This window comes from Burkholderia diffusa, from assembly GCF_902499115.1.
GTDB classification, from domain to species: domain Bacteria; phylum Pseudomonadota; class Gammaproteobacteria; order Burkholderiales; family Burkholderiaceae; genus Burkholderia; species Burkholderia diffusa.
This window is the reverse complement of the sequence record NZ_CABVPN010000020.1, coordinates 1-24521: the sequence shown is the minus strand read 5'-3', so window position 1 is coordinate 24521 and position 24521 is coordinate 1. Positions and strand designations below refer to the sequence as shown.

Annotated in this window: 18 protein-coding genes; 12 read left to right on the top strand and 6 right to left on the bottom strand. The window is 62.4% G+C overall.

Annotated features, from left to right (window positions below):
* The first annotated feature begins 107 nt into the window (after positions 1 to 107).
* The 3 genes from BTE28158_RS20550 to BTE28158_RS20540 are packed head-to-tail and all read left to right on the top strand — an operon-like array spanning position 108 to position 4070.
* Positions 108 to 1385 (top strand): NAD(P)/FAD-dependent oxidoreductase, encoded by a 1278-nt coding sequence (locus BTE28158_RS20550; protein ID WP_151049333.1) that lies wholly within the window; start codon positions 108 to 110, stop codon positions 1383 to 1385.
* Positions 1382 to 2851, top strand: a complete 1470-nt coding sequence (locus tag BTE28158_RS20545) for an aldehyde dehydrogenase family protein (RefSeq protein WP_151049335.1) — start codon at positions 1382 to 1384, stop codon at positions 2849 to 2851. Before BTE28158_RS20550 ends, BTE28158_RS20545 begins: the two co-directional genes overlap by 4 nt.
* A gap of 31 nt (positions 2852 to 2882) precedes the next feature.
* Positions 2883 to 4070, top strand: coding sequence for a M20 aminoacylase family protein (locus tag BTE28158_RS20540; protein ID WP_151049337.1), 1188 nt, complete (start codon positions 2883 to 2885; stop codon positions 4068 to 4070).
* 76 nt (positions 4071 to 4146) lie between these two features.
* On the opposite strand, the gene BTE28158_RS20535 is transcribed toward BTE28158_RS20540, so the two are convergent.
* A complete protein-coding gene (locus BTE28158_RS20535) occupies positions 4147 to 4263 on the bottom strand; it encodes a LamG domain-containing protein (RefSeq protein WP_217481645.1) in 117 nt (38 codons plus the stop codon).
* Positions 4264 to 4437: 174 nt separating this feature from the next.
* The gene (locus tag BTE28158_RS20530) at positions 4438 to 5556 is read right to left on the bottom strand and encodes a helix-turn-helix transcriptional regulator (protein WP_151049341.1); all 1119 of its coding nucleotides are present in this window, start codon (positions 5554 to 5556) and stop codon (positions 4438 to 4440) included.
* Positions 5557 to 5789: 233 nt separating this feature from the next.
* Between BTE28158_RS20530 and BTE28158_RS20525 the strand changes: the two genes are divergently transcribed.
* The 3 genes from BTE28158_RS20525 (at position 5790) to BTE28158_RS20515 (ending at position 11960) form a co-directional block, all read left to right on the top strand.
* On the top strand, positions 5790 to 7868 hold the full coding sequence (locus tag BTE28158_RS20525) for a hypothetical protein (RefSeq protein WP_151049343.1): 2079 nt from the start codon (positions 5790 to 5792) through the stop codon (positions 7866 to 7868).
* A 690-nt stretch (positions 7869 to 8558) separates the two neighbouring features.
* A complete protein-coding gene (locus BTE28158_RS20520) occupies positions 8559 to 10691 on the top strand; it encodes a polysaccharide deacetylase family protein (protein WP_151049345.1) in 2133 nt (710 codons plus the stop codon).
* Between the two features lie 33 nt (positions 10692 to 10724).
* On the top strand, positions 10725 to 11960 hold the full coding sequence (locus tag BTE28158_RS20515; protein WP_151049347.1) for a S53 family peptidase: 1236 nt from the start codon (positions 10725 to 10727) through the stop codon (positions 11958 to 11960).
* A gap of 103 nt (positions 11961 to 12063) precedes the next feature.
* On the opposite strand, the gene BTE28158_RS20510 is transcribed toward BTE28158_RS20515, so the two are convergent.
* Together BTE28158_RS20510 and BTE28158_RS20505 are read right to left on the bottom strand one after the other, a co-directional pair.
* Entirely contained in the window at positions 12064 to 12339 is a 276-nt protein-coding gene (locus BTE28158_RS20510; RefSeq protein WP_151049349.1) for a hypothetical protein, read from the bottom strand.
* Positions 12340 to 12970: 631 nt separating this feature from the next.
* On the bottom strand, positions 12971 to 13117 hold the full coding sequence (locus BTE28158_RS20505; RefSeq protein ID WP_124627542.1) for a DUF3096 domain-containing protein: 147 nt from the start codon (positions 13115 to 13117) through the stop codon (positions 12971 to 12973).
* 230 nt (positions 13118 to 13347) lie between these two features.
* Here BTE28158_RS20505 and BTE28158_RS20500 point away from each other — a divergent pair, with 230 nt between their 5' ends.
* A complete protein-coding gene (locus BTE28158_RS20500) occupies positions 13348 to 13524 on the top strand; it encodes a CsbD family protein (RefSeq protein ID WP_151049351.1) in 177 nt (58 codons plus the stop codon).
* 902 nt (positions 13525 to 14426) lie between these two features.
* On the opposite strand, the gene BTE28158_RS20490 is transcribed toward BTE28158_RS20500, so the two are convergent.
* Positions 14427 to 14678, bottom strand: a complete 252-nt coding sequence (locus tag BTE28158_RS20490; protein ID WP_151049353.1) for a hypothetical protein — start codon at positions 14676 to 14678, stop codon at positions 14427 to 14429.
* A 505-nt stretch (positions 14679 to 15183) separates the two neighbouring features.
* A complete protein-coding gene (locus BTE28158_RS20485) occupies positions 15184 to 16818 on the bottom strand; it encodes a fimbrial adhesin EcpD family protein (protein ID WP_151049355.1) in 1635 nt (544 codons plus the stop codon).
* Between the two features lie 1085 nt (positions 16819 to 17903).
* Here BTE28158_RS20485 and BTE28158_RS20480 point away from each other — a divergent pair.
* The 5 genes from BTE28158_RS20480 to BTE28158_RS20460 form a co-directional block, all read left to right on the top strand.
* Positions 17904 to 18557 carry a common pilus major fimbrillin subunit EcpA gene (locus BTE28158_RS20480; RefSeq protein WP_059599572.1) on the top strand — a complete coding sequence of 218 codons (654 nt, stop codon included), beginning with the start codon at positions 17904 to 17906 and terminating at the stop codon, positions 18555 to 18557.
* A 113-nt stretch (positions 18558 to 18670) separates the two neighbouring features.
* Entirely contained in the window at positions 18671 to 19378 is a 708-nt protein-coding gene (locus BTE28158_RS20475; RefSeq protein ID WP_151049357.1) for an EcpB family pilus assembly chaperone, read from the top strand.
* 52 nt (positions 19379 to 19430) lie between these two features.
* Positions 19431 to 22106 carry a TcfC E-set like domain-containing protein gene (locus tag BTE28158_RS20470; RefSeq protein ID WP_151049359.1) on the top strand — a complete coding sequence of 892 codons (2676 nt, stop codon included), beginning with the start codon at positions 19431 to 19433 and terminating at the stop codon, positions 22104 to 22106.
* Positions 22107 to 22330: 224 nt separating this feature from the next.
* Positions 22331 to 22915, top strand: a complete 585-nt coding sequence (locus BTE28158_RS20465) for a hypothetical protein (protein WP_151049361.1) — start codon at positions 22331 to 22333, stop codon at positions 22913 to 22915.
* 365 nt (positions 22916 to 23280) lie between these two features.
* The coding region (locus tag BTE28158_RS20460; protein WP_254597373.1) for a DUF6531 domain-containing protein at positions 23281 to 24521 on the top strand (1241 nt) is incomplete at its 3' end.

Below are 24521 nucleotides of genomic sequence, written 5' to 3'. Positions count from 1 at the left end.
GCCTCGGGACGATGCGTTTCGATCCGGACGGCGCGCGAGCGGCCGGATCGGTGTGGTGAATGCTCGCCGCGCTGTGTAGCCTGGTGCTGCCGACATTGGAGTGCGTGATGCGTTTCGGATCCTACTGGCTCGATACGTCCGAGCCGTTCATGAGCCGCTCGACCGAGCGGCCTGACGGAAGTTGCGACGTGGTGGTGGTGGGCGGCGGGATCACGGGTTCGGCGGCGGCGCTCGCGCTGGCGAAGAAGGGCGCGAGCGTGGTTGTCTGCGAAGCGGGCACCGTGGGACAGGCGGCGTCGGGACGCAACGGCGGCATGTGCAACAACGGCTTCGCGCAGGATTACGCGTTCCTGTCGCAGCGCATCGGCACGGAACTGGCGAACCGGTTGTATCTCGCATTCGACGCGGGTGTCGATACGGTCGAGCGGCTGGTCAGGGAGGAGGCGATCGATTGCGACTTCGCGCGCCGCGGCAAGCTCAAGCTCGCAGCGAAGCCCGAGCACTACGACAAGCTCGTGCGAAGCCAGGCGCTGCTCGCGGCAAGCGTCGACCCCGACACGCGCCTCGTGACGAAGGCGGAGCTGCACGACGAGATCGGTTCGAACCGCTATCACGGCGGGCTGATCTTCGAGAAGAGTGCCGGGATGCACGTCGGCCGCTATGTGCGCGGCCTGGCGAACGCCGCGCAAGCGCGCGGCGCGCACATTCTCGAGCATGCGCCGGTGCTCGGCATGACGCGGGAGGCGGGCGGCGCCTACGCGGTGCGAACGCCGCTCGGCGAGATCCGTACGCGCCAGGTGCTGCTCGCGAGCGGCATCTCGCAGGTCGGCCCGTTCGGCTGGATCCGGCGCAGGATCGTGCCGGTCGGCGCGTTCATCATCGTTACCGAGCCGTTGCCGCGCGAACTTCTTGACCGGCTGCTGCCGACCCGCCGGATGGTCACCGACACCAAGAACTTCGTCAATTTTTTTCGCGTCACGCCCGACAACCGGATGCTGTTCGGCGGGCGCGCGCGGTTCGCGACGTCCAACCCGCGTTCGGACGAAAAGAGCGGGCTGATCCTGCGACAGCAGATGTCCGCCGTGTTTCCCGAACTGGCCGCCGTGCGCATCGACTATTGCTGGGGCGGGATGGTCGACATGACGGCCAACCGCCTGCCGCGCGCGGGCCAGCGCGATGGTGTGTATTTTTCGATGGGCTATAGCGGCCACGGCACGCACATGGCGACGCTGATGGGCACGCTGATGGCGGAGATCATGGACGGACGCGCCGATCTCAATCCGTGGCAAAGCTTCGACTGGCCCGCGATTCCCGGCCACTTCGGCAAGCCGTGGTTTCTGCCGTTCGTCGGCGCATGGTATCGACTCAAGGACACGCTGCAATGAATTCACTGGTCAATTCACCGGTTCGTCATCTGATGGAAGCCGGCAGGCTCGATCGCTTCTTCATCGACGGCGACTGGGTTTTACCCGACGGCGGCGAGCGCTTCGCGGTCGTTTGCCCGTCCACCGAAGACGTGCTGTGCGACATCCCGCCCGGCAACGCACGCGATGCCGACCGCGCGGTGCGCGCCGCGCGCAACGCGTTCGAACGCTGGGCCGCGACCTCGCCGCAAGAACGCGCCGCGCTGCTCGACCGCGTGCACGCATTGATGCTGGAGCGCGCGGAACGGTTCGCCACGGCGCTTGCGCTCGAAATGGGCGCGCCGATCAGCTATGCACGCGGCGCCCATGTGCCGCTCGCGGCCGAACATATCCGGGTCGCGCGCGACAATCTGGCCAGCTACCCGTTCGTCACGCGGCGCGGGACGACCGCGGTCGTACGCGAGCCGATCGGCGTATGCGCGCTGATCACGCCGTGGAACTGGCCGATCTATCAGATCACCGCGAAGGTCGGCCCGGCGCTCGCGGCAGGCTGCACGGTGGTGCTGAAACCCAGCGAGCTGTCGCCGCTCAGCGCGCTGCTGTTCGCGGAAGTGATTGCCGATGCGGGCGTGCCGGCGGGCGTCTTCAACCTGGTGAGCGGCAGCGGCGAGGCGGTGGGTGGTGCGCTTTCGTCGCACCCCGAGGTCGACATGGTGTCGATTACCGGGTCGACGCGCGCGGGCGTGCTCGTGGCGCAGGCGGCGGCCCCGACCGTCAAGCGCGTCGCGCAGGAGCTGGGCGGCAAATCGCCGAACATCGTGTTGCCGGATGCGGACCTGCAGCAGGCGATCGGGCCGGGCGTGGCCGCCGCGTTCCGGAACATGGGGCAATCGTGCAGCGCGCCGACCCGCATGATCGTGCCGCGCGACGTGCTCGGCGCGGTCGAGGAACTGGCCGTCGCGGCAGCGCAACGGCTGATCGTCGGCGATCCGTTCGACGGCGCGACGACGCACGGGCCGCTCGCCAATCGCGCGCAGTTCGGTCGCGTCGCGCAGATGATCGACGCGGGCATCGACGAACGGGCGAAGCTGATCGCCGGCGGCCCCGGACGGCCCACGGGATTCGACCGCGGCTTCTATGCGCGGCCGACGATCTTTTCCGACGTCCGCACCAACATGGCGATCGCGCAGCAGGAGATCTTCGGTCCGGTCCTGGCGATTCTTCCTTACGATACGGTCGACGAAGCCGTCGCGATCGCGAACGACACGGTCTATGGGCTCGGCGCGCATGTGCAGGGCGCCGACAAGGAACGGGCACGTGCGGTGGCCGCGCGCATCCGGTCGGGGCAGGTGCATCTGAACTACCCGGCATGGGATCCGCAGGCGCCGTTCGGCGGCTACAAGCAGTCGGGCAATGGTCGCGAGTACGGGATCGAAGGGATGGAGGAGTATATGGAGATCAAGTCGATCGTCGGCTTTTACGACTGACGCAGCCGTCTATTTTTCGAAGGTGCCGAAATTGGAAAACCCCGTCATCCCCGACACGTCGCTTCAAGCGCATCACGCGCACTGGGCGAAGCTGCGCCGGGACCTGCATGCGCATCCCGAGCTGCGATTCGAAGAACACCGGACGGCCGACGTCGTCGCCCGCGAGCTCGAAGCGCTCGGCTATGCGGTGACGCGCGGGCTGGGCGGCACAGGTGTCGTCGCGAGCCTGCCTGGCGCGGATCCGGGCCGCGGCATCGTACTGCGTGCCGATCTGGACGCGTTGCCGATCCACGAAGCCAACGACTTCGCGCATGCATCGTGCACGCACGGGATCATGCACGCGTGCGGCCACGACGGCCATACCGTGATGTTGCTCGGCGCCGCACGCGTGCTGAAAGCGTTGCCGCAGCTGCCGGGCACCGTCCATTTCGTGTTTCAGCCCGGCGAAGAGGGCGGCGCGGGCGCGCGGAAGATGATCGACGACGGGCTGTTCGAGCAATGCCCGGCGGAAGCGGTATTCGGCATGCACAACTGGCCCGGCTTGCCGGCCGGGCATTTCGGGTTGCGCACGGGCCCCATCATGGCCGCGGGCTGCCGGTTCAGGATCACGGTGACCGGCAAGGGCGCGCATGCGGCGCAGCCGCACCTGGGCATCGATCCCGTCCCGCTCGCCTGTTCGATGGTGCTGCAGTGTCAGACCATCGCCGCGCGCCACAAGGATCCCGTGGATCCCGCCGTCATTTCCGTCTGCATGTTCCATGCGGGAACGACGGACAATGTCATTCCGGACACCGCCGAGCTGCGCGGGACGATTCGCACGCTGTCGTCGGCATTGCAGCAACAGTTGCAGCGCGACGTCCGGCTCATGTGCGAGGCGCTCGCCCGCGCTCATGGCGCGCAAGCCGACGTCGAGTTCTTTCAGTACTATCCGGCGACGGTCAACACGCCGGCCGAGACCGCGCTCTGCGAAGCGGTGATTCGCGACACCTTCGGCGACGCACGCGTTGACGCCAACGTGCCGCCGAACATGACGTCCGAAGACTTCGGCTTCATGCTCGAGGAGCGCCCCGGCGCTTATGTGCTGATCGGCAACGCGCCGGCCGGAACGGCTGCGCCGGCGCTGCATCACCCGAAATACGATTTCAACGACGACATCATTCCGGCCGGGGTACGGTATTGGGTCGCGTTGGCGCAGCATTACTTCAGGCGATCGCCGTGAGTGCGTGCGTGATGTCCGAGCAGCGGGCAGTGGAGGCGAAGCCCGCCGCGACACGCATTCGGAGCCCCGGCACGCATCACGCGCCCTGAGCGAGCGCCCTCACCTGAGCGGCCGACATCGCGCTGCGATGGATGCGGAATTCGTCGATCACGCCGTTGAAGAACGGGTCGCAATGCGCTATCAGCTGCGTCACTGGCGGCTTGCGTCGAATGTCGCGAACCTGTTCGCCCGGTGCTACGTCAGCGGGCGCAAATCGTGCGCAGTATGCGTGTTCTGCAACGAGCGAACGGTGCTGGCGAGCGCGAAATACAACCGGTCGTTGCGGCCGCCGTTTTTCGATACATCGGTGGCTCGCGATTTCGAGAGATCACGCATCGCGCGCGTGCTGCGGTAGCACCCAGAGCATCCGGCCAACCGCCTCGGCCTGATTTCGGGAATGCGTCTTCTCGTAGATCGCGCGCAACTGGGTGCGAACGGTCGAGAGCGACACGCCGGCAATGGCCGCGCATTCCTCCGGCGTCTTGCCGCCGACCAATGCTTCGGCGACGGCGGCTTCGGCGCTCGTCAAGCCGAATGCCTGCCGAAGTTGCTGAGCGACGACGAGCGGAGCGGCGCTGCGGCGCCTGGCGGTGATCAGTATCGCAGCGTCGCCGAGTGCGCCATCGCGTGCTTGTCCGGATAACGAAGCGATGCTGATGAAGATTTCGTGCGCGGCGCTCACGGTGCCGGCCAGCGCAAGGTTCTCGCTTTTGCGGGTCTTCGCGACACGTGCCACGGCCGCCTTGAGTGCATCGTTCTGCGGTGCGCTCGCCGCGCTCAGATGCCCGTGCTCGAGCTTGAGGCAAGTGGTGGCGCGCAACATCGACTCTGCGGCCCGGTTGACGAATATGACGCGCGAATGCCGGTCGAGCGTGAAGACGGACAAGCCCATTTCCTCCATCAGTTCGCGGCCGAGCGCAGCGTCCCGACGCAGCACGCTTGCATCCTGCCAGAGGTTGATCGCGCGTTGCAGATGCCCGGCCATGCCCGTCAGGTTCGCGCGTTCCTCTGACGAATAGGGCGGCCGGCCGTGCGCTCTCAGCAAGCCGAGCAGGATGTCGTCGCTGCCCGGGCGCGCGAAGCGCATTCCCATCAGGTAGCGAATGCCCGACGGAATCTGATAGTCCTGAAAGAATTCGCTGCGCTCGACATCGCGTTCGGTCAGATGATCCTGGCAGCAAACGAATTTGCCGAGCGGCGCATTCTCGACGAAGCCGCGGCGCGGATCGAGCGCGCCGTAATACTGGTCGTAGAGTGCGACGATCGTGTCGAATTCCGCACGCGGCGAATAGATCGAGAATTTCGGTGCATTGCGCGCGGCGTCCCAGCTGAACATATGAAAGACGTTTGCGCCGAGCGATTCGGATACCCGATGGAAGACTTCGAGAAAACCATCCGGGCATAGGGCGGCCTCGTAGAGGTCCCCGATGAGCTGGTCCCGTTGCATGTTCCACCCCGCCGCGTAATGATTTTGTATGCGGATTTTGTCTGACGATATTGATTCGAATACCGAATTTGTTTCAGGCTAACACGGGCTATTTGCCTTCCGTACCGCATTGTTTCTGGATTTTCATTCACTTGAATGATGATCGCAAAAATCGCCTTTGCGAGAATTCCGCTCAGCGTGCATGCGCGTTGCGTATCGCACCTGACAACCAGAAGACTCGCGGGGGAAAAACAATGAAACTCAAACCTGTCGTGTGGGGTATCGCAGCGCTGGTGGTGTCTGCTTGTGGAGGCGGCGGTTCATCTTCGTCACCATCCGAACCCGCCGCACAGACGGTCAGCGGCGTCGCGGCCGCCGGCGCGGCCATGCAGGCCGCGACGGTCAAACTGATGGATGCGACCGGCAAATCGGTCGACTGTCCCGCCGACGCCACGACCGGCGCGTTTCATTGCGCCGTGACCGGACTGACCGCGCCTTTCGCGTTGTCCGCTTACGGCAACGTCGCGGATTCTCAGGCCACGCTGATCGCACTCAGTGCCACGGGCGGCACGCAGACGATCAACATCACGCCGATCACGAATGCGATCGCCGCCACGATCATCGGCGACAACCCGACGAAGCTGCTGGCCGACACCGGATTGCTGCAGAGCAAGGTCACCGCCCAGGCGGTGGCCAGCACGGTGCAGGCCTATTCGTCCGCACTGGCCGACCTGCTGACCGCAACCGGCAATACGGGCGTCGACCTGATTTCCGGCCCGCTGACGGCCGGCGGCCCCGGCCTCGACCGGCTGCTCGACCAGGTGAAGATCAACGTGTTGCCGGACGGTGGGGTTCAGATCAGCTCGGTGGCGGGCGCGTCCAGCGATACGCCGGTGCAGCTTCAGCTCGCGGCCGGTGTCGCGCCGCAGCCTAGCGACAAGGCCAGCCTGCCGGCCGCCGCGACCATCAACGGCACGGTGGTGTCGAACCTGCCGAGCGCGAGCGACCTGGCGGGATTGCAGAGTGCGCTCAATCAGTGTTTCGCCGGTTCGACCGGCGCGGCGCGCGCGGGCGGCAACGTATCGGCGTGCGGCCGGATCTTTGTCGACGGCGTCGCGCCGGGCGCGCTGAACGCAGGCGTGCCCGCTGCCTATCTCGACAACGGCATGTCGGCCGACCAGGAATTCGGCGCGCATGCCGGCGGCGCGCCGGGCATCGTGGCCGACGATGCGATGAACAATACCAGCTTCAGCTTGCCGGAAGTCGTCCGCGTTATCGCCAGCGACACGATGTGGGTCAAGCTCGCGTGGACGCGCACCGACGGCATTCGCGACGGCATGCAGCAGCATGTGCAACTCGCGGTGCAGGCGAGCAGCCTCGCGAGCGGCGATACCGGCTGGCGCGTGGTCGGCAATCAGCGAGCCGTGCTGAGCAAGGTGAACGCGAATGCGCAGAAATGGGACTGGCTGAATCCGGCCAATCCGTCGACGGGGACCAACGCGTTCGTCGATTCGCTCAACCTGCAGGTCGGCACCGTCGATGCATCGGGCACCGCGGTGGATTTCGCGATCGTCAATGGCCCGGGATTGCGAAACGGCGTGTTCCTCCAGCCGTCGAGCGGTACGTGCGACACGCTGAACATCCGCGCGCAGATCGCGAGCGGGCAGACGCCGGCTCAGCTCGCCGCGCTGACGAAGAATGCGCAGTGCCGCAACAATTTCCGCCTGGCCGGTGTCGCGCAGGACCCGGCCAGCCAGAGCCTGTTCACGTGGCCCGGCGATGCGCCGCGCAACAACACCGCGTGGGCGAAGCCGCAACTGAGCGCCGCCGAGCTGGCCGACATCAAGCCCTTCAGTGCCTATACGATCGACGTCTACCAGAACGGCGACACGTCGGCGCCGGCCAGGCACTATACGGTCAGGCTGCGTACACCTTCGCCGTTGCCCGACGCGCTGCGCCAGTATGCGTGGCACGATCTGGCGCAGTCCACGCGCGATAGCCTGACGCCCGGCACCGCCAGCACGTTCGCGGGCGGCGCGACATTCCCGCTGAGCTGGACGTCGAAGGCAGGGCTGCCGTTCGTCAAGCGCGGCAACGTGCAGATTCGCGCGACCGCGTCGGGGCAGCCCGCGCCGACGTTCGTCAACGGTTCGGCACAGGCGTCGCCGGTCCTGCCGGGAGCGGCGGTGACGCTCAACGTGCCGGGCGACCAGGGCGTCGCGTTCCCGTCGGTGGCCGGCTGGACGGGCAGCACCGACTTCTCGTTCGTGAACCTGAGCTGGTCCGACACGGTCGACACGCTCTTTACCGAGTCCTTCGAGTACGACCGGTGACGGAGGCCGGGCAGATATGCCCGGTGAGAATGGGGCGGGCGGGGAGATTTTTTATCCCGCCGGCCCTTTTTGCGTCATGGCGTGGCGAGACGATGCGCGCCATGTCCTGAACGGCCTTCGAGCATGAATATTTTTATTGTCAATTCATCAGGCATGACTCGGGAGACGGCCACGCAGTCCACACGCGTGCAGCGCCGACGTTACTCGGCAGAATCATTCTCCGTCGATTCCCGGCGCTTGCGGATGCCCAGCAAAGGGCGTTGGCGACCCCGAGTCCCAGGCGCCACCCCGCCAGACAACCTCACATCGTCCATCGCGACGCTTCCTGTCGGCTCGTCACATTGCGCCACCAGGTACGCCGTATCGAAGCTGTAACGTTTTCGGTGCGATTTTCCCTGTTCCGCGCGCTTTCCATGGCAGGTGGCTGTCGCGGCTGCGTGGTTGCGAGACTGGCACGTTGTTAGCTTCATGGATTGCGGTGGGAACGATAGTTGCCGCGCGTTCGTGATCGTCCGACGAATCGATGCACTTGCATGACCGGACGTGTCCGCAACGCGGCACGTTCGCTCTCCCCCTCAGCCGATGGCGCCACACGGCCCGGCCGCCGACCGCTCGATCACGATGGGCGGAACGCGTCGGCCGCAACGTGTCGGGCATCGGCAGTTATCCCCCCTCCGACGGGAGAGCATAATGTTGGCCAACTCAATTCGGGCCCTACGAGCCTTTCTGATCGTCTTTTCCGTTTGCCTGTTGACGTTCGCAGCCGGGCCGGCGAACGCACTGTCGAATCAGTTGCTGTTGCTGCTGCCGGACAACTTTACGCTGCCGGACCCGCGTGTGTCCGCGTGGCTCGATTCGGCGGCGGAGGAGGGGTTGCAGATTTCGCTCATCAGCGACACGCAATTCAAGCAGGGCGGCACGTCGCTGCAGCAGTATCAGGGGCTCATCCTGCCGGACCAGGTGCATACGGTCGCCGACGATACGCTCGTGACCGCCATCCAGAACTACGCGCTGAACGGCGGGCGCGTGATGCTCGTCTATGATTTCGGTGTGCTGAACGCAACTGGATTCTATCCGGCCGGGCAATCGCGATTCAGCTCGATGGCCGGCGTCAACTACGTGCTCTACGATACGCTCGGCGGAAGCATGATCGGCCTCGGCCCTGTGACCGGGATGGGCAGCACGTTGCGCGCCCTTCAGATTCCGCCCGGGAAGTCGATGACATGGTCCGGCTCGACGACGACCGCGACGGCGTTGGCCGCAACCACGTCAACTTCTTCGACCGGCTCGACGACGAATCAGCTGCTCTTCCTGCAGCCGAGCACGTCGAACCCGGGCGGGCTTGCCGGGTACAACCATCAGGCGTATTTCACGTACAAGATGGATAACGGGCGCATGACCAGCGTGCCGCTGAATCTCGGGCGCGTGTCGACGGGCGGCAAGGTCAGATCCGGATCGTATTCGCCGACATCGACGACGCTGTCGTCGGTATCCACGGCGGTGAGTGGCGCGACGTCGCTCGCGACTGCGACACCGTCGGCGACGACGGACGTGCTCGAAGGAATTTCCGGCTACGTATACGGCTTCCTCACATATCCGAGCTACGTCACACAGGGCACGTATACAGGCACGACGCTGCTGACGTCGCCGAACTTCGGCCTCGTCTCCGGCTATCAGGCGTATGGAAACGGCGGCGTGATGTTCGTCAACCTGCCGCTCGCGTATCTCGACGGACAAACCGACAGCATGCCGATTCACGGCTTTCTGCGTTACTTCACGACGAACATCCTGTCGATGCCGCACCTGTCGCTGCAGCCGCGCGCGCAGGCCGGGATGGTCCTGAACTGGCACTTCTGCGCGGAAGACCAGATCCAGCCGGCGCAGTACCTGAAGAACTACGGTGTCTGGAACAGCGGCCCGTACTCGATCGTGATGACCGCCGGCCCGGACGACGTGACGATCGGCGACGGTCTCGGGATCAACCTGACGAACAATACGCAGGCGAAGCAACTTGTCGCGTTCCTGCTCAAGCGCGGGCACAAAGTCGGCAGCCACGGCGGCTGGGCGCACGACTACTGGGGGGCGAACGCCAGCGAAACGAATGCGAGCACGTTCACGCAATATCTGGTGCTGAACCACAATGCGGTCCAGTCGGTGACGGGCAAGCCGGACGTCGAATGGGCGGCGCCGGAAGGCAACACGCCGACGTGGGCGGTGAACTGGCTCGAGTCGAACGGCTATTCCGGTTACTACTTCACCGGCCATACCGGCAATGCGCAAACGCGGGCGTATCGCAACGGTTCGCTGCTGAATCCGGGCATCTGGGCGTTTCCGGTGATGCCGTTCGGCAAGTACGCGACGTTCGAGGAGTTCCAGGAGTTCGCGGTGCCGACGACAGACGTCCAGAACTGGTATCTGTCGCTGATGGACTTCGTCGTTGCGAACCGCACGAGCCGGTTGATCTACATGCACCCGCTGGGCGCGTCATGGTATCCGAACGTCGTTACGACGTTTCTCAGCTACGCGGCGTCGCTCGCGACGACGGGCCAGTTCAAGTGGTTCACGATGGACCAGCTCACGCAGTTCGACCGGCGCCGTCTGCTGGTGAACTGGACGGCGACAGATACCGGTACCAGCTGGACGTTCAGTGCAACGCATCCGACGAACCTCCAGGACATGACCTGGCTGTTGCCGAAGCGCACGTACCAGATGCCGAGCGTGAAAAGCGGAAGCGCGACGGTCGTCAGCACCGATCAGAACAACTGGCTGGTCATCGCGGGCACCGGGAAATCGCTGTCGTTCACGAGCGCGAAGGTGCAGTGACGCACCTCAGCTCGTTTGCCAAGGGGGAACACCATGAACCGAGCCTCGTTTGCGCGTGGGCTGTGCATGTTGGTCGTATCGGCGAGCGTCGCGCTTGCGACCGGCGTGGCGTTCGCGCAATCCTCGTCGCGAGCGCTGCATGGGTTTGCGAGGCCGCCGCTCCATCTGCACGGATCCGCGAAACGGAATCCGGTCGGCCTGTCGCCGCAGCAGATCCGCCATTTCTACGGGTTCGATCTATTGCCGGCGCGCGGCTATGGCGGCGACGATCAGGTCATCGCGATTGTCGATGCCTATGACAATCCGAACGTCGAGGCTGATCTGCGATTGTTCAGCAGCACGTTCGGCTTGCCGCCGTGCGCGTCCCCGCGCTGCTTCACGAAGGTGTACGCGACGCCGGACAAGCGGCCGCCGCCGCCCGATGCGCTGTGGGCGCTCGAAAGTTCGCTGGACGTGCAGTGGGCACACGCGATCGCACCCAATGCGCGGATCGTGCTGGTCGAAGCCGCATCGAGTTCGCTGGACGACCTGATGAGCGCGATCGCGCTCGCGACGAGTCCGGCACCGGGCGGGGTCGGCGCCAAGGTCGTGTCGATGAGCTGGGGGAGCGCCGAATTTCTGGCCGAAACGCAATACGACGGGCAATTCGCCAGCGCGAACGGTGTGTCGTTCGTCGCTGCGTCCGGCGACGGCGGCAATGGCGTCGACTACCCGGCCGCGTCGCCGTACGTGCTGAGCGTCGGCGGCACGTCGATCGCGACCGACGCAAGTGGCGCTTATGCCGGCGAAACGGCGTGGGCCGGCAGCGGCGGCGGACAGAGCGCCGTCGAGTCGGAACCGACGTATCAGTCGAACTTCGGGACGCCATCGGACAGCCTCGGGCTGCGCGGCGTGCCCGACGTCGCTTACGACGGCGACCCGGCGTCCGGCTTCGCGGTCTACGATTCGTACGGCTATGCGGGGCAGCGCGGCTGGTTCGTCGTCGGCGGCACGAGCGCGGGCGCACCGCAATGGTCCGCTTTGGTCGCGATCGTCAACAGCTTGCGCATCGCGCGCGGCAAGACGACGCTGAACGCGGTGAATGCGATCCAGAGCGTGCTGTACGGTCTCGCGTCGAGCGCTTACGCGGCGAACTTCCGCGACATTGTCAGCGGATCGAACGGCACATGCGGCACGCTTTGTACCGCGGCGGTCGGATACGACTACGTGACCGGCCTCGGGCGCCCGATGGCCGCCAATCTGATCCAGGCACTGATGGCCGCACCTTGACGTGGATATGTTGGCCGCTCGAGAAGATCAGGCGGGTCCGCGCGCCACATACGAGAATGTTGGTCGGTAGGCGTGTTCCCTCGTATCTGGCGGCGGGTCTGCGCTATTCACGATATTCGTGTTCGTGCATCCGCCCGCGCTCGTCCTCACGCCACGGATCATGTTCACGCGGATGACGATGCATCCACTCGTCGTGCTCCCAGTAGCGGTGGCCGTGCATGCCGATTGTGATCGACACACCCGGCGCCGGGGCGGGCTCTTCGTACCTCGGTTGCGGTGCAACGTAGACTTGCGCGAAGGCCGTGGTGGCCGCGACGAGTGCGCTGCCTGCCACGAGTGTCGCCAGAATTCTGCGGTTTGAAAGGGTCTTGGGCTTCATCGTGCTGTCCTCCATTCAGTACCTGACAACGAGCATGAATCGTTCTCGTACGAAGCGGCAGGCGCTTCGCTCCCTATTTCAACGACGCGATCCGCATCTCTTTGCAGCAATGCCGATCCGATGGCCGAACCCACGATGTCACCGTCGCCACAGGCCGGAAATGCAATCGCTTCGAGGCACGGCGTGTGAATAATGTGAAGGAATGCAGAGCATGATGGCGCAACGCGAAAGCGCACGCGGACAAGGTCCACAATGCAATCGGGATTTGCGTTCAGATCTGACAAAGCAACACTTACATTGAATTGAAATGAAGTGGAGGGAACCGCCCCATTCCCGCAGTGCCGATGTCGGGTCGAATATCGCTTCGCATCCGAAGGAATGGCCCCTGCTCTGCCTTGCGAGAGGGTGCGCACTGTTGGCATCACTGTTCTCCGCCCGGTGGCCAGTGCAGGGGCGGCGAGTCATTTCATCGACGAAGACGCACGACGTCGTTGTTCGATCATTCGCTCACATGCAGCGGGTATATGTGTTGCTCATTGCGCTGGCGGTGTTCGCCGGCACCGGACCCACGCATGGCGCCGCGATGTAACTGATGCGCGTTCGTAACAGGCTATCTCGTGGTCATATCAATTCAATGGAGACGTCCTCCGAACAGACCGAGCAGCCCGATGATGATCAGGTAGAGCGCAACGATGTAATTCAGGAGGCGGGGTACCACGAGGATGAGAATGCCGGCGATCAGCGAAACCAGCGGGCCGGCGCTAGTGAGCGTGTTCATGCTTCCTCCGCAAGATTGAGAACGAGTGGCCACCGCCTGCCTTGCCTCCGGCACCCGTTACAGAGATGCGAGCCTGGCGAGCGTCAAGCTTGCGGCCGTCAACTCATTGTCCACAAGCGCGAACGCTTCGACCGGCGCAATCGCCGTACCTGCACCGACGTTTCATCGCGATTGGGATCGGCGTGCCGGACCGCAGTTCGAGCATTCGTCAAGTTTCAAGGAGCAATGTCATGAACAAAGATCAGGTAAAAGGCCGCCTTACGGAAGCAAAGGGCAAGCTGAAGGAAATGGTTGGCAAGGTCGTGGGAAATCGAACAAGCAGATTGACGGGCAAGGCCGAACAGATCGTCGGCAAGACACAAGCATCATTCGGCGATGCAAAGGAGCGAATCAAGAAGCGGCATTAGAGCCTGACGTGGAAGACACCGAACTGGCTTCTCGTCAGACCGAAGCGGCCGGTGTGCATTGGAGTCGCTCTTCTGTGGCTTCGCGAAGCGTGCGTTGAAAGCGGCCACGACGGGAAGCGTGTAAACGTTGGCGTCTGCTGTCGTGTTGGTCCATCACAATCGCAACGCCTTGACCGGCCGATCGCGCATCGTCATCGTGATCTGGTCCGTTGGAGCCATCGCAGCCCTCGGCGCCGGACACCCACGGCCGTACTTCTGACACGGCCCAAAAGCGGACATTTCAATCTGGCCACTACACACCCAAAACGTTGAATGGCATCATGTAAAGTATGATTAGACATACGAATTGATTGACTCGCTGAGAAGAGATCCAACTTGAATCAGCACTGGTCACCAGGTCATCCCCACGGTCGCCGTGCACGCTGCTGGAGCGGTCGTATTACCCAAAGCAGCTTTTCGGGCGGCGCCGTGCCGTTGTGACGAACACGAGTGCACCGATCGCGCCGAAGTATCGTGATCGAAAGAGTGGTGCACCATGCATTGGGCATGGCAGGAAGCCTCAATGGATTGAGGGAGTGAAGGGCCGCGATCGTTTTTTGAGAAAGCACTGAGTCGAACTGACGGTCTAGCACAAAGCCACTAACGGTAACCAACGGGAAATTGGGCGCTGTGTCGCGAGTGGACCGGCTTCCTTCAGGTGTGACGGCGCGAAGTGTCGAACTGCCTGCTGCCGCGCACTTCGACGTTCAGAATGCGTGGAGAAATCCGCAGATGAGCGAACTTGTTCAGATTGCGCCCGGCGTTGCGTTCTGTAAGCGCTGAGCCCTTGATCGAGGGCCTGCCTACTTTCACGTGCGGACGGCGCGCGTTTCCTGACACCGCGCGCCTACGCCTACGGCAAATTAGTGATATTGGTACGGGATGTGGTTTTCAGCCGCTCCGCCAATGGTGTGCGTCAACTGGCAACGGGACATCAAATACTGGCGCTTCTCCCGGAGCTTCTGCGCCTTGATCCTGTCGCCATACCGGCTCGCAGCTTCGGCTTTGACTTCAAGTTTACGCAGCTTCTTTTGATAGCCGTAGCTATTGCATTGGCCTGCGAAGGCGGGCACGGCGAGCGCCATCAAGAGAAGAGTCAGGGTTATTTTTTTCATTGTTCAGAACGATCCCAAAAAATCTGAGTGAATGATTCGCAGGGAAGGAATCGCGTTATCAGGCCGACGCCTCCCACGCGAACCTATCGTCGCGAAATCGACTAATCGGAACAATCAGATACGTCTGAAAGAAAGTCAAAGATGGACAAGGACCGTCTCGAGTGCTGGTGTAAGCGCGCGAGGAGTCCTGATTTTTCACGAAAAGGACGACTGCACTCGATTAGACGGATTCCAATCCGACAAAGTCTTGTCGTGTGGAACCCAATGAGGAATTCTATAAAAGACCTACGCAAAATCGAATTGCGAGGTGTCACCAACGGCGATCGGGCGTGGGGATCGACAGCCGCTGATGCGGCTGCGGTCCCGTCTGTCGATCGCCGCTGGGAGCCTGAGACAGTCGTAGACGGAACCGTCGCTCACGATGCTGGCGAAGCGGTGCGGCATCGAAGGATTTATTCGCGGAATGTCTAATGTCAGCGCAGAGCACCGCCAAGGCCGCAGTCGCTTAGAGCCAGTCAGCGCGTACGCGGACTTCACCACTGGCCGAAACGGTACCAAACCAGGGCGCGCCTGACGTGTCGGTCGCTAGTTGCTTTGGATCGAGCGGGAAGCGCAGGTCCATATCGAGGGCCCCCTCGTACGCGAATGCGCCGCCGAGGGTCTCGCGCCACCTTAGCGTGGCAACGTCATACACGGTGCCGGCGCAATTGTCCGGGCGGTCGTCGAGCCCAGTGCCGTCATAAAAGCGGACGATTGACGGCACTGCAACCACTGTTGCACCACTCTTGTCGACGAATTTGCAACGTGGCCCGTCGGCGGTTTGCACACTGGGCGCGAGCACGTCTACCGACACCTTGGTCGCCTTCGACGCGCCATACTGGCGGATTGTGAGCGGCACGACGATCTCCGCATCCTGGCCGATCGAACCGGAATATTTGCCCATCGCGGCGGGGTCGCGCTCGTCGATCGCGACGCCGAATGTGAGACGTTTCAGTTCCGTATCTTCGAAAAAGGACACCCGCATGTCGACGGCCGTTCCACCGGTAGATTGCACGATCGCGCCGATGGTTTCGCCGAGCGGCTTCGCTTCGGCGTCGCCCAGCAGCGAATCCAGCAGACTCGACGTGACCACCAGTTTCGTTGTGCCTAAGGCAGTCGCAGAGACCTTCGACAACTTCTGCCCGCCAGCCGTCTTGAACCATACGTCGGATTGCTGAGAAGGCGGTACGATGAACGAAATGTTATCCATCGTGGCCGTGGAGTTGGCGGATATCGGGCATTCCATGTTGCCGTCCGTGATACGGCATACGGGCGGAACGGATACGAGCATTTTGCCGTTCGACACGCTGATGGTGCCGCTGATCGGTGACAGCGTGAGCGTCCGGGAGGCGGTTGGCGTCACCGTCGTTCTGTAAATGAACTGGCTGGAGTATCCGCAAAGGCCCATGTTCGAGAAGTTTCCATTCAACCACCAATCCGAAAGCTGCTGACCGCGGTCTCCAAGCATGATAGAGGAGTAGAACATATGCGCACCGAACGTCATCGGTGACTGGTTCAGGAAGGCGTCCGCCACCATCTTTCTGGCGGTCTGATCTTGCACTTGAGTACCCGGCCCGCGAACGAACTGCCCCAGCGAGTTGCTGGTTTGCTGCGTAAATTGAGCAATTGACGCGATTTGCATGCCGTTGATGATGTAGTCCGCGCTGAGACGATTTAGTGTGGTCTTGCTCGAATAGGGAAGATTGGGGAAGCGCACATCCTGGCTATTCGGAACAACGATCGAGCGCAAGCCGCCGCTCGCCGACAGCCATGCGCCGACAGCGACGTCCGGGAAATCGTCCCAGGTGGTCGCTTCCTTGAAGATGATTGCCAACTGCGTCAGTTGGGGATTCGTTTTGTGAATGCGCCCGACGAGTGCACCCATCGTACCAGTGGGAATGTCAGGCAAATAAAGATAATCACCCACCTCAATCACTAACGGCGCATAAGAGTGGTCGGAAATCGTCGGCGAACGGCTGCACGGAACGCTGAACGGGTCATCGGCCGCGGCATGGGCAGAGACAGCATGACCGAGCGCCAGCGCGCCGCTCAAGCAAAAGCGAATCGCAGCGCGTAGAAAAAGTGGTTTGAGATTTGACATTTCAATGCAATGGCGAGGAGAGGAGAGGAGTAGACACATTCGGTGGAGCGCACATGATTTGTTGACCGCCATCCGGATTCAGGTCGACACGCAACGCACGTTCGACCACGAGCGGTTGAGCGGAGGGGGCCGCGATGAGGACCGGATAACCGAGTCGTCCCGCTAATCACACGCAAAATGGCTTTCGTATGCTAACGGAGGGGCGCGCGATCAGAATATGAGAACCGTCCTAAATGCATCCCGCGGATATCCGCGCAATGCCCGCTCGGCCTGCCGGCGGAGTCGGGGAAGGTCTCGACGATAGCTGCTGAATCGTTGCGAGAGAACGCACGGAGCGTACGCCTTCCGCGCTCGCGCCACTGGAGCGTCGATCAGATGTATCAGTCTGCGATTGAGCGCGAGGCCGTGTGAATGTTCTCGCGCGGACTACCGCGACGCGTTCGTTCGCGCCCGGATGCGTGCAGACCGGCCGTTGTGCAATGGCACCTGCAGGCGTCGGGCATGTCTTCTGGCTTGACGATCCGTAGAGACCGCGCATACGGCGCGGCACTCACGTTGCATACCGGCATCTTGTCCGCCCTCGAGCGACGCACGCCTGGAACCGGCCAGGGCGTATCGCACCCATCGCCGTGTGGCGCCATTCAGCGCAGGTGAAAACACACGCGGACGTGTTTCGGCAGCGCGTTGCGGGTGCGCCGCGAAATGCACCGACCATCGTGGTCGTGATGCGTGTTGTCTTCGGTTCCGGCGCACCTGCCGGTTTCGCACGTCCAAATCATCGCGTCCGCGGCAAACCTTTTTCTGTTGGCTTACTTGCCGGAGAGGGATGCGCTCGGGTGTGACTGTCATCCATCAGCACGGGCGCCGGGCCGCATGAGCATGTGCCGTTCGAAGCGGGTCAAGGATTTTTTAGGCCCATTCTTATATTACATTGGCCTTTCAATTGAAATAATTCGTTTCGCCGCCGTGATCTGGCAAACCCATTGAACCGGCAGTTGGTAGGACGGGCGGTCCAGAAGCATCCCCGGGTATGGGATGTCGTCTGGTCATCCAAGTTAATTGATGAACACCTTTGAGAGATCGATATGAAGAAAACTGCATTCCGCCTCGCAGTGGCATCCGCACTCGCAGTCGCGTTCGCTGTTCCGGCCATCGCCGCAACCGTGGGCCCGGAAGAAGCACGCGTGAAGTGGACGGCATCCGTTGTCAAGAAGTCCGACGTGACGCTGAGCGTCTTCGCGGAAGGTAGCACGACGCTCGATTTCGAGTGGAACCCGTCGAGCGAAGCATTCTCGACGCAGGACCGCACGCTGACCGTTCTCGCGGCGGGTTACGAAGGCGGCACGGGCTACAAGATCCAGGCGCAAGTCACGAAGAACACGCTGAATGCCGTTGCAGGTGGCGTGAAGGATTCGCTGAAGGTCGGCGTCGATCTCGGTGGCGTCGAGCTGAGCGAAACCCTCACCGACATCCTGTCGGGCACCGGCGGTGACGCGGCGCCGTCGATCGCGGCAAATGGCCTGCAGAACATGAATCTGTCGAAGGTCGGCCCGAACAAGACGCCGAACGGCTCGTACCACCAGGCGAATGGCGTGCCGGTGAAGTTCTCGATCGCAGAAGGCACCGACAAGGACGGAAACGCGCTGACTGGCACAGGTCTGTCTGGCGTCTCCGACGGCCGTTACAACGGCGACGTCGAAGTGCGTTTCGTCGCGAGCTGGGAAACGCCGACCGCGTAAGTTGCGCCGAATGCCTGCGTAGATTCGGTCGAAGCAGGCATTGACTCCGGTAATGCCGGACCTCGCGGTCTAGGGGTTCGGCATTTTCTTTTTCTTTTCTTTCGGAGGACACGATGAAGCCACTCAAACTCTTGGCGCTGGCGGCCGCGCTGATGGGCGCGCAGCATGCATCGGCCATTGGCATCGGATCGTTGACGACCGAAATGCAGGAAAACGAGTTCTACGTCGTCAAGCAGATCAAGAACGACGACTCGATAGCCAAATTCGTGTCGACGGAAGTCCAGGAGATTACCAATCCGCGGCAATTGAATGTGCTGCATGAGCAGAAAAAGGATGTGCTGATCTCGCCCGCAACGGTGTTTCTGCCGCCGCATCGAACGGCGGACGTCAAGATCTACTACCAGGGCAAGCGGGACGACAAGGAGCGCTACTACCAGTTGTCGTTCATTGAACAGGCCGTGTCGTCGCAATCGAACATCAGTGATGGCGTCAGCTTGTCCGCGAAGCAGCGCATTCGGCTGAGTTCGATCCTCGTCGTGCGCCCGCGAATGATCCACTTCAAATTCGAACACGACGGCAACGGGCGTGTGAAGAACATCGGAAATACCTTCGTCCATGTCACGGCCACGGGGAAGTGCGAAGAAAAGGCCGCGACCGAACCGAAGGCGTGCAGCCGATCCACTTTCCTGCTCCCGGGCGAGTCGGGAGACATGCGAAAGGAAAAGGGCTTGGTATCCCTTCAAGGCATTGGCGTCTGGAAAGGCAGCGAGTACCAGTATTTCCCGATGAATGCCGCACCGTCGAAGGTCGTAGCGAAGTAAGCGAATCACGGTTATGTGACTTGGATAAACAGAGATTCAATTTGGACTGCGAATGAAAAAGTCGACAATGACAGCAATTAACGTCGCCGTATCCCTTGCGGGAGGATGGGTGTCGTCGGCTGTGCTTGCGGCGGATCATTCGGTGATGTTCGATCGGGGTGCGCGGGCAGTCGAGACGCCCGAAGCTGACAGGGGGCGCGACGAGTCCGCATACGCCGTCGATGTCGACGCGATCACGGCCTCGGAATACGCATCGGTGTCCGTGCCAGCGTCGGACATGGAACCAGGCCGCGATGCTCGCTCGTTGAATCCGGAAATTGCCGATCGCGCGCCCGATCCTGCGGAGGGTGCAGATGCCGATGGCACATTGGCTGCTGGTCAGTACGCCTTTCCTGACAACCTGCTCGGTGCACTCGAGCAGGGTGTCGACGTGCCCGTGCGGCTCAAGATCGATAGCGGTTCGGAGGAAGCGGGCCGGGCGACCGTCAAGTACGATGGTCGCACGCTGACGCTGGTGGACTTCAGCCTCGCGAAGATCGCCATCACGGATGCCGCGAAGCAAAGGATTGCGGATCGCTACGGCAAGCCGCTGCGCATGGTCGCGGAAACGTCGAGCGCACGCGAGGACGTATCTGACGTCCAACTGGAATTCAATCTCCGGACGTTCGAACTGGTTGCACAGCTGCCGAGGGATGCCTATGCAAGCGAAGGCGCGCCGCGCTTGCATATGCTGCCCGACAGTACCGAGAAGCATCCGAGCGGTGTGCTGAATTACGACATGTCGGTCGTGAAGAACGCCAGAGCCGATGCGAACGGCTACCTCCACATGCAGTCGGTCAGCGCAATTGGTGTCAATCACGCGTATGTTGAGGGCGACATTCGCAGCGGCGACGATTTCAACCTGTATGAAGCGCGGCTGGAACGTGATTACCGCGGCGTATCGATCACGGCCGGCTATCTGAGCACCTGGTCGATGAATGCGCTGGGGCAGACAACGTTCCTTCCGGGCGGGCGCTTTCTTGGCGTCAGCGCAGGCACCGCGAGCCGCTCGGAGTTGAACGACGGCTCGCTGGCGCGCACGCCAATCTTCGCGTTCATGCCTGCATCGGGTGAAGTGCAGATTCATCGCGACGGCAAGCTGATCAACGTTCAGCATCTTCCCCTCGGCAACCAGGAAATCGATACGCGCCAGTTGCCAGTCGGGACTTACCCGATTCGCGTGGACGTCGTTGTCAACGGTCGTGTGGTGTCGTCCCGCAATGAGCAAGTGTACAAGCCGAGTAACGGCGGAACCGGTGCGGACACGCAGTATCAGTTCTATGTCGGCCAGTATGTTGCGAACAACGTTGGGGGGCGTGGTGCGATCAGCCGACAGCTCGTCGGCGCGAGCGGCAAGATGGCGACTCGGTTCGGCACGTTTAACGGAAGTGCATATTATTTTGACGGTCTGGCCGCCGCCGAACTGCGGTATCAACGGGGTTTCAAGCACGGTAACGTAGGCATCGACACGGGAGCGACGAGCGACGGCGGTTTTCGCGTGAATGCGAATGGCGCGGCGAACATCGGGCCTGTCGGCGCGTGGGCGAACTACATGCTGACGACGGGCAGCACCGCGAAAAACGGCGTATACAATCAGCGCACACTGAGCTTCGGTTCGAACGTGAACGTTGCGCGTATGTTCGGCTGGGCCAACAACGCGACGCTCAACGTGAGCGGAAGCGTATACGGCGGCGGTGGTCAGGACTACCGCATCGACTGGAGCCAGGACATTTACTCGAACAAATGGGTGCGCGTGATGCTCAATGGCGGCCAGATGTTCAGCCGGAATAGCGGCGGCATGGGCCGTAAGTGGAACAATGCGTTCTACGTCGGCCTGAATGCGACGTTCTCGTTCGGCGACGCAGGCATCGACTATTCGCGTTCGCTCGATACCGAGCAGATCGGCGCGCACGTCGGCTGGCGGCCGGAGCGTATCCCGGGCGTCGACTATCTGTCGGCAGGGGTCAACCGCTCGCGTTCGCTGTCGAGCGACTATGGCAATCCGTCGAGCACCCAAGCGAACCTTGGCGCGCAGGGCCACAACCGCTGGTTCGGCTGGCAAGGTAACGTGAACATCGACGATACCGGCGACGCCAGCGGCACCGCCGCGATGCAGGGCAGTGTCGGGTGGAACACGCGCGGCATCGGGTTCAACAGCAAGAAGGGCGAAAGCGGCGTGATCGTCGGCGTGGACAAGTCGGCACGTGGCAACCTCGAGATGGTGTCGACGAATGGGGCGTTGGCGCTCGATTCGCGTTCCACGTTCGTTCCGCTTACGGGATACCGCGAACACCGCGTGACGATCCGCACGCGTCGTGACACGCCGGAAAACTTCGATATCCAGGAAGGCGACGCCAAGCTCGTGCTGTATCCGGGCAACGTCGCGTCGATGATGCCGAAGGTCCGCCGGCTGGTAACGGTGTTCGGCGTGCTGACCGAGAACGGTTTGGTGAAGCCGAACACCGAGATTCGCAACCACATCGGCAAGGCTACGACTGCGGCCGACGGCGGTTTCGTGATCGACGTCGATACCGCCTATCCGGTCATTCAATATGAGACGGGCACCGGCGGAACGTGCGAGATCGACTTTGACCTCAGCAAGGCGCAAGGCGCGCTGTGGGTTGATCAGATCGAGTGCAAACCGAAAAGCGTGGCCGATGCGCGCCCGGTTCGGCGTCGCGAAGGCTGATACCAAACCAAAATGGAGGAGACGTATCCATATGCGCGGCCGACGCAGTCGGTCGCGCGTCTATTTTTGTCGGGTAACGCGCGATGCCGGGCCGACCGGCTGAGTTGTAGCGGGTGAGATGCGTATGCGCGGACCAGTAACCAGTGAGGAATCGATTGAGGCAATTCGCAGCGTTCTTGATGTTGGTCTGGTCTTGCACCGCGCAGGCATTGTCCGTTGGCGACATGACCTATTTCATGGGGTCCGGGAAAGACTATCTCGTTCGCGAGGTCGTGAACGACAGCGACCAGACGCGCGTATACGGCGTGTCAGTGGAGGAAAGTGCTCCGCCGTATGGCGACGTCGCGACCTGGAAGCCGAACGGCGGCGATCTGATGTACGCACCGAAGCAGCTCGTGTTACGCCCGAACAAGAGTGGGTGGTTGCGTCTCTATTTCAAAGGTGTAAGTGACGACTCGCCACGCTATTTTCGCGTGACGTTCCGGGAGGAGCGCGCGGTTTCGATCGATACAAATGCGGTCAAGGTGAAACCGCGTCTCGAGTTGCAGACAATCCTGGTCGTGCAGCCGAGGTCGCCAAGGCAGGCTTATCGGGTCGATGGGACGCTATTCGTTAATACGGGGAACACGGTCATGCTGGCAACCGCGCATGGGGAATGTGCGCTTTTGATTGACTGCATGCGAGACCGCTATTTGTCGCCTGGTGAATCACTCGATCTGGCCGGGCTGAATCCAGTGGGCGGCCCGGTCAGGGTCGTCTTGGCAAACGGGACCGACACGCATGAAGTGAAAGTGGTGCCGGTGAATTAATTTTCCCTGTCGCTCGATGTATTCGAACCCATCGGCACGGGTGCGATAGGCGCGCCTGCTCACGCGCTCGGTTCTTCAGGGTTGAAGAAGCATTCCATTGCGGCGTTGTCCCCAAGAATCGCCTCGACGGCTCATGCCAAATGCAATGCCCTCTTGCCTGAGTAGCGATCTTGAAAGCAGATCGGCACCGGCATCACGCCGCCGTACAACTGACACCTTAGCCAGCGTCAAGAGGCACCGGGCGCGACAGAGGGGCGCCCTTGCCCCCTAAACAAGGCTTGGTCCCGGACGCAGCGCCCCCATCCCAAGAAGCCGCATTGGATCGCGGCCCATCTATTCCAATTTCACATTCGGATTAACCCGCGATGGATAGCGACAACAGCAACGCCGCGTTACCTCGAGCAAAGCAAGTAGCCGTCGTCCCGGTGAATCTGATCCAACCCGCCGACGTGGGGCAGAGCATCAGTGCCTTCGACGACTGGCTGATCAGCATCAGCGACGGCACGATCTCGCTGGAACGTATCTCCACCATGGCCGGTGCGCTGCCGGTGTTGGGCAACATCCTCGCACTGGCGGACGTGTTCGGCGATATCGTCACCCTCGCCAAGAGTAAAGAGCGCCATACGCTCGATTGGGTGAGCCTGGGCATCAACCTGATGGGCGTGGTGCCCTTGCCCGGCGCAGCGGCTGCCCGCATGAGTTTGCGCCCCGGCTTGTTCCTGGTGCGTCAGGAGTTGCGCAAGAGCGGCAAGCAACTGGTCGGCGAGGCAATGCTCACGGTGCTCGCTACCAGTTTGAACGCCAGCATCAAGGGCAGCCTGGAAGACTTCGTGACGAAGGCACGGGCCGAGTTGTCCGGTTTCATCGAAGCGGCCGCCCAGTATGGAGAGGCGCTGATCGTTGACCTGGCCAACGGCCTGGACGCGATCGTGCTGAGCGAGCTGGATGCCGAGGGCAATCTCAAGGCGGCGAAGGCGGAACTGTTCGAGGCCACGGGCAAACTCTGGCGTGACCCGCTCGGCGTATTCACCAATGTGTATGGCGCCGCCACGCAATTCCAGGCGAGCGTGGCCAAGGCCAGCCTCAACCTGGCGACAATGGCGATACCGAAGCGCGCCCGCGAAGCAGTGCTGCGGGAGACCGCAGCACTTCGTCGGCTGTCCCCCGAACTCGGTCGGCAGATTCGCCGTCTGGCCGACGAAAACATTGAGCAGAGCATCGGCTGGATCATCGCGGGCCTGGCCCGTGCCGTGCTCGCCCGCAGACCAGGCCGGGGACATGGCGCCAACGTCAAGTCGGGCACCACCAGCATCAGCAAGGCCAGCCACCCGGGGCAGCCGCTGGAGCCGCGCCCCGTCGAACGTAGGGCCCAGGGCGATGCCAAGCCCCAGAAAAACGGCACGTGTGTCGGCAGTTGCGGCAGCATCAGCTTCGCCATGGGCAGCGAGACCATCGCGCATACCGACTTCGCCTTGCCGGGTCCGTTCCCCATTGAATGGACCCGCACCTACCGCTCCAGCCTGGGTGCTTTCGACGATGGCGTGCTGGGCGCGCGCTGGATCACGCCATACACCACGCGCTTCGACGTGCGGGGCGAAGGCCTGCG

What these genes read in the sequence shown, in the direction of transcription:
- BTE28158_RS20485 (WP_151049355.1), bottom strand. Translation starts at nt 16,818, where the DNA reads ATGTCAAATCTCAAACCACTTTTTCTACGCGCTGCGATTCGCTTTTGC.
- BTE28158_RS20520 (WP_151049345.1), top strand. Translation starts at nt 8,559, where the DNA reads ATGTTGGCCAACTCAATTCGGGCCCTACGAGCCTTTCTGATCGTCTTT.
- BTE28158_RS20530 (WP_151049341.1), bottom strand. Translation starts at nt 5,556, where the DNA reads ATGCAACGGGACCAGCTCATCGGGGACCTCTACGAGGCCGCCCTATGC.
- BTE28158_RS20465 (WP_151049361.1), top strand. Translation starts at nt 22,331, where the DNA reads ATGACCTATTTCATGGGGTCCGGGAAAGACTATCTCGTTCGCGAGGTC.
- BTE28158_RS20470 (WP_151049359.1), top strand. Translation starts at nt 19,431, where the DNA reads ATGAAAAAGTCGACAATGACAGCAATTAACGTCGCCGTATCCCTTGCG.
- BTE28158_RS20515 (WP_151049347.1), top strand. Translation starts at nt 10,725, where the DNA reads ATGAACCGAGCCTCGTTTGCGCGTGGGCTGTGCATGTTGGTCGTATCG.
- BTE28158_RS20490 (WP_151049353.1), bottom strand. Translation starts at nt 14,678, where the DNA reads ATGAAAAAAATAACCCTGACTCTTCTCTTGATGGCGCTCGCCGTGCCC.
- BTE28158_RS20545 (WP_151049335.1), top strand. Translation starts at nt 1,382, where the DNA reads ATGAATTCACTGGTCAATTCACCGGTTCGTCATCTGATGGAAGCCGGC.
- BTE28158_RS20525 (WP_151049343.1), top strand. Translation starts at nt 5,790, where the DNA reads ATGAAACTCAAACCTGTCGTGTGGGGTATCGCAGCGCTGGTGGTGTCT.
- BTE28158_RS20550 (WP_151049333.1), top strand. Translation starts at nt 108, where the DNA reads ATGCGTTTCGGATCCTACTGGCTCGATACGTCCGAGCCGTTCATGAGC.
- BTE28158_RS20510 (WP_151049349.1), bottom strand. Translation starts at nt 12,339, where the DNA reads ATGAAGCCCAAGACCCTTTCAAACCGCAGAATTCTGGCGACACTCGTG.
- BTE28158_RS20500 (WP_151049351.1), top strand. Translation starts at nt 13,348, where the DNA reads ATGAACAAAGATCAGGTAAAAGGCCGCCTTACGGAAGCAAAGGGCAAG.
- BTE28158_RS20475 (WP_151049357.1), top strand. Translation starts at nt 18,671, where the DNA reads ATGAAGCCACTCAAACTCTTGGCGCTGGCGGCCGCGCTGATGGGCGCG.
- BTE28158_RS20505 (WP_124627542.1), bottom strand. Translation starts at nt 13,117, where the DNA reads ATGAACACGCTCACTAGCGCCGGCCCGCTGGTTTCGCTGATCGCCGGC.
- BTE28158_RS20480 (WP_059599572.1), top strand. Translation starts at nt 17,904, where the DNA reads ATGAAGAAAACTGCATTCCGCCTCGCAGTGGCATCCGCACTCGCAGTC.